General features: G+C 59.1%; 12 protein-coding genes and 1 tRNA gene. 6 read left to right on the top strand and 7 right to left on the bottom strand.

The annotated features are described in order from the left end of the window. The 3 genes from GGD61_RS40290 to GGD61_RS39305 form a co-directional block, all read left to right on the top strand. On the top strand, nucleotides 1-219 hold a 219-nt coding region (locus tag GGD61_RS40290; protein ID WP_210311352.1), incomplete at its 5' end, for a hypothetical protein. A gap of 477 nt (nucleotides 220-696) precedes the next feature. Next, complete coding sequence (locus GGD61_RS39310; protein ID WP_183232438.1) at nucleotides 697-1,221, top strand: hypothetical protein; 525 nt, start codon at nucleotides 697-699, stop codon at nucleotides 1,219-1,221. Continuing rightward, nucleotides 1,218-1,835 carry a hypothetical protein gene (locus GGD61_RS39305; RefSeq protein ID WP_183232437.1) on the top strand — a complete coding sequence of 206 codons (618 nt, stop codon included), beginning with the start codon at nucleotides 1,218-1,220 and terminating at the stop codon, nucleotides 1,833-1,835. Before GGD61_RS39310 ends, GGD61_RS39305 begins: the two co-directional genes overlap by 4 nt. A gap of 545 nt (nucleotides 1,836-2,380) precedes the next feature. On the opposite strand, the gene GGD61_RS39300 is transcribed toward GGD61_RS39305, so the two are convergent. From GGD61_RS39300 to GGD61_RS39290, 3 genes are all read right to left on the bottom strand, one after another. Next, nucleotides 2,381-4,621, bottom strand: coding sequence for a cytochrome c (locus GGD61_RS39300; RefSeq protein ID WP_246786206.1), 2,241 nt, complete (start codon nucleotides 4,619-4,621; stop codon nucleotides 2,381-2,383). A gap of 85 nt (nucleotides 4,622-4,706) precedes the next feature. Further along, complete coding sequence (locus GGD61_RS39295) at nucleotides 4,707-6,080, bottom strand: hypothetical protein (protein WP_246786205.1); 1,374 nt, start codon at nucleotides 6,078-6,080, stop codon at nucleotides 4,707-4,709. Between the two features lie 101 nt (nucleotides 6,081-6,181). Beyond that, complete coding sequence (locus tag GGD61_RS39290) at nucleotides 6,182-9,403, bottom strand: hypothetical protein (RefSeq protein ID WP_246786204.1); 3,222 nt, start codon at nucleotides 9,401-9,403, stop codon at nucleotides 6,182-6,184. 808 nt (nucleotides 9,404-10,211) lie between these two features. Between GGD61_RS39290 and GGD61_RS39285 the strand changes: the two genes are divergently transcribed. Continuing rightward, nucleotides 10,212-10,478: a hypothetical protein gene (locus tag GGD61_RS39285; RefSeq protein WP_183232435.1), complete on the top strand. Its 267-nt coding sequence runs from the start codon at nucleotides 10,212-10,214 to the stop codon at nucleotides 10,476-10,478. 1,085 nt (nucleotides 10,479-11,563) lie between these two features. Here GGD61_RS39285 and GGD61_RS39280 read toward each other — a convergent pair. From GGD61_RS39280 to GGD61_RS39270, 3 genes are all read right to left on the bottom strand, one after another. Beyond that, a tRNA-Val gene (locus GGD61_RS39280) sits at nucleotides 11,564-11,638 on the bottom strand. Between the two features lie 160 nt (nucleotides 11,639-11,798). Then, nucleotides 11,799-13,097 (bottom strand): hypothetical protein, encoded by a 1,299-nt coding sequence (locus GGD61_RS39275; protein WP_183232434.1) that lies wholly within the window; start codon nucleotides 13,095-13,097, stop codon nucleotides 11,799-11,801. A 121-nt stretch (nucleotides 13,098-13,218) separates the two neighbouring features. Beyond that, nucleotides 13,219-13,824 carry a DUF1134 domain-containing protein gene (locus GGD61_RS39270; RefSeq protein ID WP_018322430.1) on the bottom strand — a complete coding sequence of 202 codons (606 nt, stop codon included), beginning with the start codon at nucleotides 13,822-13,824 and terminating at the stop codon, nucleotides 13,219-13,221. Between the two features lie 139 nt (nucleotides 13,825-13,963). Between GGD61_RS39270 and GGD61_RS39265 the strand changes: the two genes are divergently transcribed. Next, nucleotides 13,964-14,449 (top strand): YHS domain-containing (seleno)protein, encoded by a 486-nt coding sequence (locus GGD61_RS39265; protein ID WP_092260794.1) that lies wholly within the window; start codon nucleotides 13,964-13,966, stop codon nucleotides 14,447-14,449. A gap of 6 nt (nucleotides 14,450-14,455) precedes the next feature. Here the strand turns inward: GGD61_RS39265 and GGD61_RS39260 are convergent, their stop codons facing one another. Beyond that, complete coding sequence (locus GGD61_RS39260; protein WP_092260834.1) at nucleotides 14,456-15,238, bottom strand: 3'(2'),5'-bisphosphate nucleotidase CysQ; 783 nt, start codon at nucleotides 15,236-15,238, stop codon at nucleotides 14,456-14,458. Between the two features lie 229 nt (nucleotides 15,239-15,467). Between GGD61_RS39260 and chpT the strand changes: the two genes are divergently transcribed. Then, entirely contained in the window at nucleotides 15,468-16,121 is a 654-nt protein-coding gene (gene chpT / locus GGD61_RS39255) for a histidine phosphotransferase ChpT (RefSeq protein ID WP_026202749.1), read from the top strand. Nucleotides 16,122-16,411 lie beyond the last annotated feature (290 nt).

Here is a 16,411-nt window from a genome sequence, read left to right as displayed (position 1 = left end):
CTGCTGGCAGGCTCGTCGGCCATTTCTACATACACAATGGCGACGATTCAGGCTTCGTTTGCGAACGCGGCTGAGTTCTTCAACAGCCTGCTAGACGTCCGGCCAAGGCTCGTCGGCACACGCTTTCTTCCTCTCTTCACATCTAGATCTCACTTTGTCTTTCATTTACGAGCTCGCCGGCAAGGCAAGAAGAGCACAGCTGACGTGATGCCTCGTTGAGCAAGAATTGACATAAGGCGGTGCCAGGCGGGTCGCTTCCAATCAATCGCTCTCTTTGCATCGACGCACTGCTTCGATTCTAAACGGAGAACCGCCGGAATTCCTCACGGTGCTGCCATAAGTCGATGAAAATATGCTGACCGACTGCGCTACTATGCTGACCAAACTCAATCATCTCCGATTTAAGTTTATGAGGCCACAAAGGTCCCCTGGTTTGTCGCGCGACCTCCTTAGTTGCTGAACCCTGAACGTCCCACCGCAGACGTACTTGTTGTCACCTCGTAAAGCAACATATTTGCCTGGTTCGCATGGCATCGGTTGTTTGACAGGCTGATGAGCTCAGGAGCGGCGCCTTGCTAAGAGCGGTTCTTTATGACCAGGAAATTCGCAGGCTACAGACTAGAATTCGGCTGCTGCAAAAACTCCGGTCTTGTCGATCTCTTGACGTCTAACAATTTGAAGTATTGAGGACACATCATGCCGTTTGCTGACGTCATGCCCATTGGCATGTCAGAAGATAACATTCTCGAAGTCCTGGAAAGAATTAAGGACGAACTCGAGTCGGATGCGAGACTTGTTGAGCGCTGCCGAAGCCATGTTCCTGCCATGCAGGTCATGTCGCGGGACGAGTCAACGATCCTGATCAAAGGCACGTTCGACGAGGGCCTGCGAAAAATGATGCTCGCGATGGGCAGGGATCCGTCATCGATCGAGTTCGAAGTGACTATCTCGCTGTCGTCTGGCGCGACCTTGGTCTACACTGCAAACGATGCTCGCAGTATGGCTAGCTCACGGGCAATCATGGAGCATATCGAACGGGAGCTGGACAGTATTCTCGATGAGTTCTTCACTAAGATTACTTACAACGCGCGCAAGGCCCGCGCGAAGGACTACATAAAGAAATATCTCCCGAAGAAGCTTGGACCGATGATTCGTGCAATGTCTCTGGACAATGAACAGGGAGCCGTGAAAAAGGTTGTCACGGTCATCAGCCGGAAATGAATGCATTTCCGAACGATTGGTTTTTCATTCGACGTATGCTCGACACAATCGGCTCCCGTACGCTCTTCGTGTATGTCTACGGTGCCACCGTCATCACTTGGTTCATCAATGTCGTTCAGAGCTGGGGCTTTGATTTGAGGTTTCCACATCAGTGGATGCTAATGTTTCTCTGTGGCCTGTGTTATTTCGCAGCCGCCCGAATCTACCAGACCTGGGGGCCGGGCTTGGACAGCCCGGATTATGCTCAGCTCTATCTGCAAGAAACCGACTTCACTGGCCGGATCAAGGCTGCTCTGGAATCGCGTATCCGCGCTGAGACCGAAATAGATGCAGCGGAGTTTGCGACTCTGCTTAGAAAGATCGGCTCCTTGGATCTCGTCCCTGAGGACAGAGACGCAATTCTGCACTATGTCAAAGATACTTACATCGGCGCTCGCCTTATTGAGATCGTCGCACGAGAGTACGGATCGATATTGAAACAGTCGAGTGCGACGGGCCGTCTAACGCAATTTCGGCAGGCACAAATATTCTGTTATGGACTTATATATTTTTCCATTGGTCTTTCTGCCGCTAACTACGCCGTCACCATCTGGAAGGTCATCTCTAAGGCGTAAGTGACCATCCTCCTTGAGACCAAGAGATTCGCGCAGCACCCGTGCGAACTCGGCGGCGACCTGCGGTGTAACGTCCTTGGCACCCACTCTCTCCGCAGCCCGCATGATTGCCTGAGTATCCCTGTCCATCCGTCCCCCTGGGCTCAATCATCCCGCAAATGTTGGACGCAGTACCAAAGAAGGGCGAGGCGAATCGCTGCCTTAACCTCTCCAGTCTGCCACTAAATGTTGTAAAAACTGATTACCTGGGGCGTAGATATCGGAAATGAACAGGTTTTTGAGCTTAAAACTGCAGGGCGCGCACCAGCGCCTCCTGGCTGGCCCGGCCAAGATCGGCTAGGTTGCGGCAACTGAGCTCTGGTCTCGGTGAACGAACTCGCGGCTCGTACACGGCGATCGATTGCGCTGGAAGGAGGCGCTGAGCTACTGGCGGTTGCGGGGCAGGCGGCAAATCTGCGGACGGCCCTGGGCGCTGACGACGCGCGCCTCGGCTGAAGGTCGACCGTAGGGAGCGCCGATACACGGGCCCAGGGGCAAAGCATCGCTCATAATGTCTTGAGATACTCCACAAGCGCTCGGCGCTCGGGTTCGGTCAATTCTGGTCCGATCACGCCAGGCGGTAGTTTCGTCAAGTCGGTCTCCTTGCCCTCGAAGGAATGTCCGCGATTGCTGTTGCCGAGCAGCGACACATCAAAGTTCGTCAGGCCGGCCGCGCAGCTCTCGGCCGCCTTCGCTTTCGTAACGAGCCCGACCTTGACCGGGTCGAACGCACGATTGCCTACGCAAAATGACGTCGGACGTTGGGCTTGCGGCACCAACATGTCGCTCAATGTGGGAACGGACCCATTATGTAAATAAGGAGCCGTTGCCCAAACACCATCCAATGGGCGCGCCCGGTACTGAGGCTCAAGGGCGAGAACGACTTCGCCTTTGCCGTCGTGGCTCGCATTTGCCTCAACATAAACGCGCCGGTTCTGGCAATTCTTCCTCGGGCCCCACATCTCCCGCCTGGCTTCTTCAGAAGTGCCCTTGGCAATCATCCATTGCTCTATGGTCTTGCCAACCACATCCATGAGTGCAAGCACAAAAAGAGGATCTGTCCCTTTGTCGGCCAGAAGGCCGCAACCTCCGGCTTTGTTGAGGTCATCTACGGGATTTAGTCCGAGCGACGCCGGCAGGTGCACGCGCCGCCTCGTGAGAACGTCGGATTGTTGACGGTCTGTACCAATCGCCGAGACAGGCATCTGAACCACGTTGAAATAATGCCGTCCGCCGATCTCCATCCAATTCTTCTCGTTCTTGGCGGAACGATCGGGATTCTCTTCGCTCCAGAACGAGTCTTTCGGCCACTTTTTGTCGAAGACAGCATCGTTGACCGGGCCTCGGTGGCATTCAAAGCAGTGAGCCCGATAAAGATCGCGACCTTGCTCAGCGAGCTTTTCATCGATCGCCCAGGCGTCGTCACCGCGGAATTTCGCCTGGGCGTCCTTCCATCGGGGGGCCAGGAGACCGGTGAATTTTCTACTGCCTGCACCACCTGTCGAAAAGGGATCGGTGCCGCGCAGAAGCTCTTCGAACCGCGCGATGTCGGCTAAATGTATAGAGGAGGTAAAAAGCGGTCGTCCGGGAGCGGCCGCTGTCATATTGATTTTCGCGCTGACGCCCAGTGCCTCGCCTGAATTGCGAACAAGTTCGTTGAGAACAGAGGCGTCATACTGCGCCCACAGAAAATACGGCGTGTCCCAGATCGGCGGAAAGCTCACGGGCGCATCGTGGCGTGCGAAGTTGCCCTTGAGCAGTGGATCCCGCAGTTGGCCTGTCGCGGGATCTAGTAAGTTGCTATAAAAAACCTGGTTGCCGATCCGATTCAGCGCATCAAGTCGACCAAACCCTTCATCGAGATCCGTCACGCCCTGTCCGCTCAAAAGACGATCGGTCTCTGCCTTTTCATTCTTGATTTTTCGCAGCGCAAGCTCAAGATCGCTTCGAAGCTGTTTTCGATCGACGCTTTCCCCTTTGATCTGCTCCAGCTTGCTGGCGAAACGCTCGAAACGCCATGGCAAGATCAGCGTGTAGCCGATCGATAGCCCAATGGCTCTCTCAACCTCGCCAAGATTGACCATCGCCGGCCCGCCGTCGAACCGTATGCTGACATTCCTGTATTCGAGATGACCCGTATGACAGGCGGCGCAGGTGAGTCCGATCTGGTCTTCATACTGGGCGCCCGTGGTGGGATCGGTATCGCCCTTGAGAATGGCAAGGCCGACCGGCAAACCATTGGGATTCTCGGGCGCGCTTGGAGTCCAGCCGGGACTCGCTGTGTCTTTATTCCGCGCGTCGTCGTGATAACCGTATGTGGGGGCAAGACCATTGAAGTCTTTTGATCCAGGACTTGGAATGAAGCCTAGGCGGCGGAGGTAATTCTCATCCGTCAAGCTCGTGTATGAGAAGGATAGCTCGGGGCGTTCAAGGGCCAAAAACCACTGATAGGGGACAGGGATGGTCGCTGTCCCCTGCGACGTGTGGTGAAACCAGTAACGCTGGCGGGCGCTCCAGTTTTGCGGCAGCCAATAAGCGCTTTCAATTTTTGACGGCTCCGGCAGGGTCGCGGGCAGCAATTGAGCGGCCAGATTGGCATCGTTCTTGATCTTAAGCGCTGCAACGCGAATCCTTTCAGGCGCGAAATACACCAGTCCCGTCGCGACGATCACGACAACCACGATTGCCAATAACAGGCTGGTGATATGAGGCCAGCGCGTCGCGCGGGAAAAAAGCCGAGAGCCCAAAGAAGGTCTCCCCATAGCAAGGACTCCATCATCTTTCGTGCGCCCAGCCGTCCCGGCAGGCTACCGGAAACGGCGACGGCATCTGTTACTTGTTCAGCAATTGGCTGTTGATGAAGGCGACCACGTCGGCCGTCTCGGCTGCCGCGCGCCTGGTTATCGTCGCAGCTGCCGGTCCGCCGTGCAAAAACGACGGGAACCAACCGAAATTGCGAACATTCCAGTCTTCCTTCGGCCAGACCGCACGGTTCACGCCAGGGACCGCGAAACTTGGAATTTTCCTGACGAGTGGTTGTGCCGTCTCGGTGTGACAGCTCACACAATCGGTATTGAAGAAGTGGCTCTTCTTTGGATCGGCAATGGTATTGACGATCTCGATGATGCGACTGTCAGGCACGTTGCCGTCGATGAATTCGGAGGTCGAAACACCCTTACGATCAGCTTGGGGCAAGGGGGGATTTTGTAATGCCGCGTGCCGGCAGGTGATCGGATTTTGATTATTCGGGCCCGGTTGCGGGACCACGTGCTTTCCGCCGATAGCGCTGAACATTTGTGCCGCGTGCATGCCATCAAGTGTCGGGCCGGGCACCGTTATTAAGCCTGCCTGCGGGACCCTTAACATCGACACGAAAATCCAGGGTTCGGGCGGTGCGATGCCCATCACTGCCATGGTGTTGAGGCGCTGGGGTGAGAGGTGCTTCTCAATCACAGCCTTGAGCGCCTCTCGAAACGACTTCGCCGATGCCCCTACAAGACCCGGATGCACGTTCAGATCACCGGCAGTGGAGACCTTGACATTGCCAAAATGTCCGGCCCCAAGCTGATCGCGCAAGGTCGCCACATCCCGAACGATCGCCTTGAATGCTTCGTCGTCCGGTTTGAATCGTGGGAACGGCGCGCAACCGCCTAGTGGCGCGTCCGGGTCGAGGCTAAAGCTGAAGATAAGGTGGCCTGCAGTGTCATGGACCTTGAAGCCATCAGGCCCGTTGGTCACCGGCTGAATGATCAGGCGAATTTGTGGTTGCCGGCCGAACTGGGAGATGATCTCCGGCGACAATCCTGGCGCGCCCGGATCGATTCGAATGCCGGCCACAAACCATGCCTCGATCTTTTTCACAGCATCTGGGAATTGAATGTGCCGTGCCCCCGAATCTGGCACGCTTGGGTGCTCTGGATTTTCAGCGTTGTCGATAAAGCGTGCGAAGTCTGCATCCGAGAACAGCCGCTGCGGCGACGCGGACGGGCCGGCGAGATCGGATACGGCAATCAGATTCGCGAGGTCGGCCGCCGACTTCGGCGGTGGAAAGAGAATGGATACATCATTGGGCGCAAGAGGCTTTGATGCCGCTTGCGCCGACATCGTTCCTGCCTGCAAAGCTGCGGCGAACACCACCCCCGCCGCTAACAAGCGCGCAAGCCCTCGCGGACGCAGCACCCCCTTGATTTGACCCCTCGCGATCATTGGACCCCCCTGTAAGACCGAAGATGAAACATTGATTGTCGAACAATTATGATCGGGTCGCTACGCGCCTTGCTTTGCGAATTGGCGACCGGATCAAACCCTCATTCCTCACCGTAGAGCTGGCTTTGCAAAGTCTTGAGCTTCGTCGGATGCAACGTTTCCTCGATGCAGCTGAGGAACATCTCACTGCGTGCCCTGACCCGCGCGTGGTCGGTTGGATGCGCCATGTCCGTTTGCAAGGCGCGCACTTCCGTCCAATCGTTCGCACGATCCTTGAGCAACTCGAACAGCGTTCGGCGATTGTCGGGCGGGGGTATCCGGTCGTCCTTGTACCGGTGCAATCGGAAGTGAGCGAAAGTGACCATGGCCGAGATCTTCGCATCCCGTAGCGCGTCTGGAAGCGTCAGCAGATCAAGTCCTTGTAGCTCGCCCAATTGTTGGATTTGATTCTGCGCTTCCTGATACTGCTCACGGCCGACCAATTGATACATTCCTCGCGGCCGAAACAGCCAGCCGTCATCCGTTCCGGGCTGGTTGCCGAAGTCGTTGCCCTCGTAAGCGAGCACGAAATCGGCAAGTTCCTTGGGATGATTAAGCAAAGAGTTCACGTCGACCGCGGGCTTGTTGGCGGCCAAAAGCCTTGCGTTATTCTTCTCAATGCGATCGCGCCATTTCTGCGGGAGCTGAGAAACCGCGCTGTAGGAAAAATTCTCGCTGCTGCGAGTAAAGTCGGCGCTGTCGTAGGAGACGGATCCCATGATATAGGCCAGGATATGGAGGTCCGTCTCCGCGACCCGATCCCATTCTTGCAACAAAGCCTTGACCTGCTCGGCCTGATAATAAGCCATATAGCTCTTGCGATAGGGCGCAACTGGTGGAGGGGCTGGCGAATGGTCCTTGCGCGATTCGCTCAGCTGATGCTCGTAGGCGGCGACTTTTTCCTGATAGTCTTCAAAACCGCGCTTCTGCAACCAATTGCTCTCATAACAAGCAAGTAGGGGCTGCGGTTTGATCTTTGAACTTGGCTGATATCCCTTCGCGAGCTCGTCGGCGTAGGCAGCCCGTGCAAGTTTGGCATCTCTAAGGGTCTCAAACGCGGTCGCGACAGAACCGTTCAGGAGATGGAATAACTTCACCTGCAGGCAGTCAGCATTGCTCTGCCTTTCGCGCGACTGATCGAAGTCGTCCTTCGGCACGCAGTCCCAGAAGCGGCCGCTGCTCAATGAGATGATATCCTCTGTCTTCTGGGATAACGTCCAGCCGAGTGGAAGGCTGTAAAACAAGCCTGTGATGTCCGTTCGGCCAAACGTGGGAAAGCGCTGAACACTGGGCGTCACCTCGGCGGCGGGCTCACGGTCGATGCTGGTGGCATGATTGAGCGCGACATAGGTTCGGGAGGTTCGCGTGCTTAAAAGCGCGCGTACCGGCTCCATGAGCTCACCGAACATGAACGACCCATGATCACCGAATTGCCCGCTGACGAGGGACAGTAGATAAATCCGAAATTTCGGCGCATCGGACGTGCCTTTGATGGCGTTAAGCTTCTCAATCAGATCCAGCGCGGTCTCAATGCCAGAGTTCTCCACATATCCGCCGTCCACCAACCGCGCCTGCGGATGAGAGGTTATGCAGTCATTTTTGACCGAGACCGTCGCCGCCGGGGTCACCCACGGAAATCGCGCGCTCGTGAATGCGGCTGCGCTGAGCGGAATATGAAGCGAGTGGCTTTTGACCGTTTGGTCGGCAGCAGTGCCCTCACGTTCGAGGGCCGCGAGAACACACAGGTCGGTGTCTTTCGGGTGCAGAGGATCGAAATCAAAGGGAGAGATGACGGCCCGTTTGCCGCTTCCGGCGTCCGTGGTGTTAAATAACAGGGCCGGCATGTTATTGTCGGGCGCCCAATGGGACTGAAAGTCGGCCCTGAGCAGATTGGATTGAATGTTACTCGCCTTCTGGCTGCCGAGCATCCTGTCACCGGCGTTCTCCAAAGTGTATTCGAGAAAGCGGGCGCGATCGAAGGCAGGAATCGCCAATGGTGAAAACATCTGGGTGAAATCAGTAAATAGAAAGCCGGCGACCAAGGGAGACAGAAAATCGGTTGCCAAAACGCTGGCAACGCGCTGCTCGACCCGGCCAGGCGCATCAAGATCTTGGACCCGCCCAACCCCTGCCAGGAAATCAGCAATTTTTGGGCATGTCTTGGCGTCGCCGGTATTCAAATCAAGGGGCGCATTTTCGGCGTGGAGCGCCGCGGCGAAGATTGCCGAACCGACGCTGCCCCCGGACACGCCGCTGATTGCAAACAGATGCTGGCGAAATGCCGGACAAAGATCCTGCAGCCGTGCAAGAAACCGCGCGGCATTATTGGCGGCATAGATCCCTCCGCCTTGAGCCGCCACAATGAAGACGGGATATTCGCCGAGCCTCTTGGCTTCTTCCACACGCGGTTTTTGCAACAGCCACTCGCGGAACGCGGCGGCTGCTGACATTCGCGGTTTTTCCGGCTGCCGGTTGGCTTCCGACACGGTACGCAGTTCGTGGTCATCACCTCCCAACAAGGAGGCAAGCAGAAACAAGCCGCCAAAGACGAGCGGAATAAACGGAAACGCAAATCTGATCGTCAAGAGAGAAAAATGGACCGTGAGACCAACGATGCAAACCGCAAAGAGAGCGATGACGCCGAACGATCCGAGGAATTGCGCGAGCTTGTCCGGAAGCAGGAGGAATGCTGCTGTCAACAGCACGATGCCGGAGATCGAGAGTGCGAGAAACCTATAACGGATGAAGTAAGCGTTGTTGGCGCGGCTCGCGAGAACAATCGTGCGATTTCTTGATCCTATTCGCCAAGCAAATGCCAAGAAACAGACCAACATGATCAGCATGGCGACTGCGAGAATGAGGAGCATGTTCCGCTCAAACGCGAGCGCCTGGTCTTGAATGCGGAAGATGCTGCCGACTTCCTCGACCTCGCCAATCTTTTGCGCTGGACGTGATGCGAATTGGCCTGCTGTGGCGGCGATGATCGGAAGTGCTCCAAGCAGGACGGGAGCAAGTCGTATATAGAAGGCAAGGCGCCCCGTAGGGTTCGGAATTTGAGCTAAGGACGCAGTTGTGAGCTGAAACGCGCTTGCCCAGATGATTATGGCGATCACGGCCAAGGCAGCAAACTCCCTGAACGTCACCCAACCGAGGTCGTCGGCGGCTATCCGGTAGAGCTCCTGAATCTGATCCGGCAGGTAGAGCAATACTGAGAGGGCCACCGACAGGACGATGATCCATCGAAGATTGCGCAACAAAGTGAATAGCTGCTCGCGCACAGTCATCGCGTCATCTCCCTTACACAATCGATGGAGCTTGCTGGCAAGCCAGTGAAACAGGCTCGGGTACTAAGCATTCGCGCCAGCTCACATTGAAAAGCATAAAGCCCGTCGTGTACGGGCGACTCGAAACAGAAAGAACTATGTGACACGCTCTCAGGTAGTGCGCCTAATATTGTGCACCTCCATACAGGAGTGTTCGGGATTTGTCGATATCATGTGCGTCAGGTTCGCGGAGTTTTCCTCCGAATGAGTGGTCCGTCTTCATCGTCGCGCAAATCTGTGCCGACGTATGACTCCTTTGCAGCTCGTAAAATCCGACCGCAAACGCTCAGCACGAACTGCGTCGCTGAGGACCATTACGCGCTTGCTAGGCACCGCGGAAGATGGTCGACGGCGAAGCTGCGATCGAGTGGCCCTTCAATAGCGACGTCTTGCGGCATTAAACCAGGACCGCGCGCTCTTGTTCATCGTGACTCTATGTGGAAACGCAAAAAAACGGCGCTGCGGTTGCTCGTAACTTGGGAGTTACGAAGTTTGGTCAATGCGGAGCAATGCTCCTGGATGGACGTGCGCCAGCCTCACTTTGAGCGTGCAAACCGGCTGCCTGTCAGTTGGCTCGGAGATGTCGCAGCCGTGCCCACCAGTCGTCGTTCAATTTCGATCCGTTCGGGCTCACAACATATAATGTCAACCCGACCGTCAACGAGAATGGCTGGTTCACCTCATTCACGATGAACAACCTAAATTATTCGTCTTTCGCCCAGGAAATGCAGCAGCCGCTACCGTCCAGCATTGTTCAATATTTCAACCAATGAAATTTCCGAAGGAATTGGTGAAGCTGATCTTGCTACAAGAATACTCGCTTCCGCTGCAGAAAAAGCAACGAATCCCAGCCGAAGCCGCGGCCAAGTGTCGAGCAAGAGCCCGTCAACGTGACGCCGATATTTGTGACGCGATGGAGGTGGACCGTGACCGCTTCAAGGCCGGCTGCCAGGACTTTCCGGAAACTCATGCGATCGTGACACTGCTAAATGTGGCCGTGACCTATGTGCGATGGTCACCTTCCAGACGTTTGTAAGGCAATTGTGGCTCCTCGAAATCGAGCTCTCCTTCAGGCCACGTACGACCCAAGCGATCTTGTATTATCTCGGCGACCTGATCGCGGCCCAGAATTATTCACACATCCGTTCATACCCGAAGTGTTGATCGAGAAGGACAACCGAAGACTGACCGTTCCGCTCTTCGAGGTCAGGCGGGCCATTCCGGTCCCAGCCGGGGGCGGCAGTTGCCATCTCGTATGGTGGGGAGAACTTCTTCAATACCGACTCCGGTTTTCGGCAGCAACGAAGAGGCGCGCTCCCTTTAGGTGTTGGATTTGGTGTCACAGGTGATAACTGCCGCCACTTACAAGGACGCTACCCAAAACCTCGACCGTTACATTCGTGCAAGCTCGGTGGATACCGGGGAGACGAGAGGCAGCGCATCACGCTCGCGACGCTCATTGTTGAAAATCGTCCCTGCCAGCCGCATAATGTTGCGGAAACGGCGGAGGAGTTGGGCCTTGATCGGGTCAAATCGCTTGGTGCTAAACTATCAATGAATACAAAAGAACGGTCCGGCTGCGCCCGATTCTGAACCGGTTCGCGGTGCCTGCCTCAATTCCCGCAGATACATAAGCTCACCGACCTGCGGAAAGCTGAGGAACAATGGGTTGGTATCGGCGGGGAGATCAACTTCGATACAGAATATTCTCTGAGTTGACGTGGTACCTACACCTCACTGGAATACCTGCCCAGCCGCGGCCTACGCCCTCCACCTCACCGCGATGGACGATCGGCTGCGGAACCCCGACCAGCTCCGCCGACAGTCCGTTGCTCCACCCGCGCCACTTGGCGTACAAAACCCCCGACACTCTGACTGCTGCTGGATGACAGTTCAGTGGCACGTCAGTTTTCTCCCACCGCATGAAGACCGACTTCCCCGGTCCAGTGCTCACCGGGTGATGACAAATGGTCGCGAGATCGGTGGGTCTGTCCTCAACAACGTACGTGTGGCTATGAACCCGCCCGGAGTCGTTGCACGCGGTCGCCCGATATGCCCCGGTTGTGCCCTGGTTTTTGCGGGGCACACCACAGGGGAGCGGAGTTGAATTTTAGCTGCAAATGGTGGGCGCACAAGGGATCGAACCTTGGACCTCTCCCGTGTGAAGGGAACGCTCTCCCGCTGAGCTATGCGCCCGGGACCATCATGCAGACGGCCGGACCTGTTCGGCCGGCCGGCGCATCGGAGCCCGCGATTTAGAAGTGCGGGCTTAAGGTGTCAAGTTTCCAGGCGCCGCGGGGGCGGAAAACCTTGGCCGGTCGCGCAAATTCGCAAGGGAGGGCGGATTTCGGGCCGCTTACGCGCCCTGCTGGCGGGCGCGGGAGGCGTGGGCCTGCAGCGCCCGGATGCGCTCGGCCAGCGTTCCGCCGCCTTCGGGCAGGCTGCCTGCGGCCGCGCCGTTGGTCGCGGCGTCGTTGGCCGGGCGTGGCGCCGGCTTCGGCGGCTGGCCGGCCTCGGCCGCCAGCAGCGCCTCGATCGGCGAGTTCGGGCCTTCGAGCTGCATCGCGAGTTTTGCCACCTCGGCGGCGATGTCTTTGATGCGCTCGCGGAGCAGCGCATTCTCCATGCGCTCGGTCGCCCAGGAGCTTTCCGCCTGCTGCTGGATCGCGTTGATGTCGCGCTGGAGTTTGGCGCGTTCGTCGCGGGCGGTGCGCAGCTGCTCCTCGAGCGCGGTCTTTTCCGCGCGCAGCGCTTCCATGGCGGCCGAGGATTTGCCGCCGCTCAAGGCGGCGATCTGGACGCGCAGCTCCTTGATGGTGCGCTCATCGCCCTCATGGGCCTGGCGGAGCTGGTTGTTCTCATAGTCGCGCTCGGCGAGCAGCTTGCCTTGCGTCGCGAGCCGTCCCTCGAGGTCGGCGACGCGGCCCGACAGCATCTCGGCTTCCTTCACCTGTCCGATCAGCTGGCGATCGAGCTCGGTGACGCGCTGGCTCAGATTCTCGACCCGGCCGCGGGCATCGCCGAGCTCGCGCGAGGCGGTCTCGGATTCGGTCCGCTCCTGCGCGAGGCGCGCTTGGGTTGTGGCAAATTCCTTCTCGGCATCGCCGACGCGGTTCTTCAATTCCTCGATCTGGGCGCGCACCGCGACCAGCTCGACCTGGCGGCTCTCCGCCATCATCGAGCGGTCGGACAGTTCGGAGTTGATCTTGGCGAGCTCGTTCTGCTTGTCGGTCAGCGCGTTCTCGGCCGCGCGCAAGGCTTCGGTCTTGGCGTTGAATTCCTCTTCGGTGGCGCGGAGCTGCTCCTTCACCGCCTTCTCGCGCGCCTCCAGCGCGAAGATCGTGGCGTTCTTCTCGCCGAGCTCGATCTTCATGCGGTTGATGGCGTCGCTCTTCTTGCCGAGCTCGGCGAGCTGGCTCGTGGTCTTGTTCTTGAGCTGGTCGACGCTCATCTCGAGCCGCCGCGCCGACATGGCGAATTCGGCCCGGAGCTGGTCCTTGTCGGCCTGGATCTCGGCCATCGACAGCGGCGTTGCGGCCTCTAACCGGCGCGTGGTCAGGCGCACGGCGCGGTTATGCACCAGCGGCACGATCGCGAGCCCGCACAGCATCGACAGCAGGAAACCGATCGCCAGGTACATGATCGGTTCGACCATGGGGCAGAACTCCCAAGCTTAAGGAAAAATTCACCAACGACCATGCCATGGCGGCCCGGCAAAAAGCCAGCCCCGGCCTGTCGTTAACCTTGATCCGTAAGCCCGATGGGAGAGGAAAACCTTAGAATGGGTTCCAGGTCGCACGCGGCGTGTATTTGAGATAGCCGATATTGGCGCCTAGCCTGAGGCCGAGCCCGGAGCGGATCGGCACCAGCACGATGTTGTTGGCGGTGAGCGCCGTCATGCCGAAGCCGCCGATGATGTAGGCCGAGCCGTCGAGGCCGGCGAAGCGCTGGTAGATCGCGTTGGTGGCGGGCAGGTTATAGACCAGCGTCATAGTGCGCGCGCCGTCGCCGCCCCAGTCGAAGCCGAGCGAGGGGCCCTGCCAGTAGACGCGCAAGTCGCCGGCGTTCTTGGTGTAGAGCGTGCCTTCGCCGTAGCGCAGGCCGGCGACGAACGCGCCGGAACCTTCCTCACCCAGGATATAGCCGTTGGGCAGGCCCCATTGGCTGATCGCCTTCTCGATGATGGAGGCGAGCCCGCGCGAGACGTTGCCGAAGAAACGGTGCCCGGCGCCGACGAGCTCATCCGGCCCGTAGGTGCTGGGCGTCGGGGTCCGCTGCGGCGGCGGCAGATTGGGCGGCGGCGCCTGCTGGGCCGAGGCCGGCACGATCCAGCCGACCATCGCGGCAAGCGCGAGCGCAGCAAGGCGTGATGCGAAAGTCATAAAAGAACCCCTGGTACCGAAACCGGTCGCTTCCTTAACCTGACGCCAACAGGCGAGGCTCTAGGTTGCGCCGGATGTCCCCTCGACTCGGATGTTATCCGCAGCAACTATGACGGCACAACGGCAGGAAGATAGCCCTTTGCGCCCCGGAATTGCCTTGATCGGCCTCCTCGTCTGCCTGCTGTCGGGCCTATGGGTCACCGGCCCGGTCACGCCGGCCGGGGCCGCCACCACCGAGCGGGTCGTCGTCAACCGCTTCACCGGCGTCGCCATCGAAGGGTTCGACCCCGTCGCCTATTTCGTCGATGGCCGGGCCTTGCGGGGCACGGCGGAGTTCGAGGCGAACCTCTGGGGTGCGGTCTGGCGCTTTCGCAACGAGGGCAACCGCGCTTCCTTCCTGGCCTATCCCGAAATCTATGGGCCGCAATTCGGCGGCTACGACCCCGCCGATATCGCCCGCGGGGTGACCGTCGCCGGCAATCCCCGCTTCTTCGCGATCGTGGCGCAGCGGCTCTATCTGTTCAGCCGGGAAGCCAATCGCGACGCCTTCGCCGCCAATCCCGAGCGGTTCCTCTATGAGGTCGGCAAACGCTGGCCCGCCCTTCAGGACAGGCTCGGTCAGTAGCAGCCTTCAGAGTTTGGCCGCCCGCGGGTCGCCCCAGGCGATGAACTCCGGGATGATGAAGCCGCTGGCGTGCCGCTCGCCGAAGCGGAGCTCGCCGCCCTTGCCGTCGGTCACCTTGCCGCCGGCCGCGGTCACGACCGCAGAGCCGGCCCCGACGTCCCATTCACAAGTGGGCCCGAAGCGGGGGTAGATGTCGGCGCTGCCTTCCGCGATCCGGCCGAATTTCACGGCCGAGCCGACCGTCCGCCTGACGGCGTTGGGCCTGTTATCGATGAACGCTTCGCTCCTGGGATCGCCGTGCGAGCGGCTCACCGCTGCGATCCAGGGCTCGCCTTGCGCCGGCAGCTTGCGGGTGTGGATCGGCTCAGCCACGCCGATGGTAGCGCCGTCAAAGCTCACGCGCTCGGCGCCGCGGCCGACGATGCCGCGCCAGAGCAGGCCGAGCGCGGGCGCGCTGACGATGCCCAGCAGCGGCACGCCTGATGTCACCAAAGCGAGGTTGACGGTGAACTCGTCGCGACCGGCGACGAACTCCTTGGTGCCGTCGAGCGGGTCGATCAGGAAGAAGCTGCCATCAAACGAGGGCGAGGCGAGCTCGGTCCGCTCTTCCGAGAGGGTCGGAACGTCGCCCGCAAGCCGGGCCAGGCCGTCCGCGATGATATGGTCGGCGGCAAGGTCCGCCTCGGTGACCGGCGAGCCGTCCTGCTTGCCGTCGATCCGCATCGCCGCGCGGTTGACGCTGAGGATCGCCTCGCCCGCCTTCACCACCAGCGCGGTGAGCGGCTCCATCAACCGGGATGCGGCCTCGGCGTCGATGATCCTCACCTGTGTGCCTCATTCGTCAGCAAGTCTCGTCCCCCTCAGTTGATTCGCCCGCCGCCCTTTATGGCCGCTTCGAACCTATCGCAAGCTAGCTGCCACGGGCTGGCGAATGTTAGAACCCGCAGCATCCGTCAAGCATGCGTGATTCGCGGCGTCCAGCGCCGTGCATTTCAGGAACCCTCCAGGACCCCTTTATATGTCTGACGCCTCGTCGCCCGCGACCGCTACTGCTCCCGATATGCTCGAACTCGCAGCGCTATTGTGCTCGCGGGTCTGCCACGATCTCATCAGCCCCGTCGGCGCCATCGTCAACGGGCTCGAAGTGCTCGACGACGATCCCAAGCCGGAAGATCGCGAATTCGCGCTCGACCTCATTCGCAAGAGCGCCAAGACCGCCTCCGCCCGGCTCCAGTTCTGCCGTCTCGCCTTCGGCGCCGCCGGCTCCTCCGGCGCGCAGATCGATCTCGGCGATGCCCAGACCATGGCGCGCGGCCACATCGAGGATGGCAAGTGCTCGATCACCTGGAATCTGCCGCGGCTCCTGCTGCCGAAGAATCGCGTCAAGCTGCTGCTCAACATGCTGGTCGTGTCCCAGCACACGATCCCGCGCGGCGGCATGCTGACGATCGACCCGATCGGCGAGGGCGAGACTATGAGCTTCCGCATCACCGCGACCGGACATAATGCGCGCCTGCCGCAGAACATCTCCGAGCTGCTGAGCGGCGAGCGCGGCCCTGCTGCGGATGCGCATGCGATCCAGCCTTACTATACGCGGCTGCTGGCGCAGGCCTGCGGTCTCACCGTGACGCTCAAGCCGGAAGGCGAAGCCATCATCATTACCGCTTCGTAAACGCGCGCAGCCCGCTCGGCATCTTAATCAAATCTTTACGAGGCGCTTCGGCTTGTCCGGAGCGCCTTATCTCTTTGTTGGTTCCGTTCTTTTGCACATACTCAACCAATATTAAACGCTTTGCGGTGAAGCTGGCCCCATTCCGAATAGGCGCATCACAATTCGTGCGTGCCCGCCCTGTATGAAGGCCTGTTTTCATGGATGATCTGTTGCGGGAGTTTTTGACGGAGACCAGCGAGAGCCTGGACACCGTCGACAACCAGTTGGTGAAGTTCGAGCAGGAGCCGAAC

It is taken from the genome of Bradyrhizobium sp. SBR1B (assembly GCF_014198205.1).
Classification (GTDB): domain Bacteria; phylum Pseudomonadota; class Alphaproteobacteria; order Rhizobiales; family Xanthobacteraceae; genus Bradyrhizobium.
Note: the sequence above shows the minus strand (reverse complement) of the source record. Positions and strands in the feature narration are given on the sequence as shown.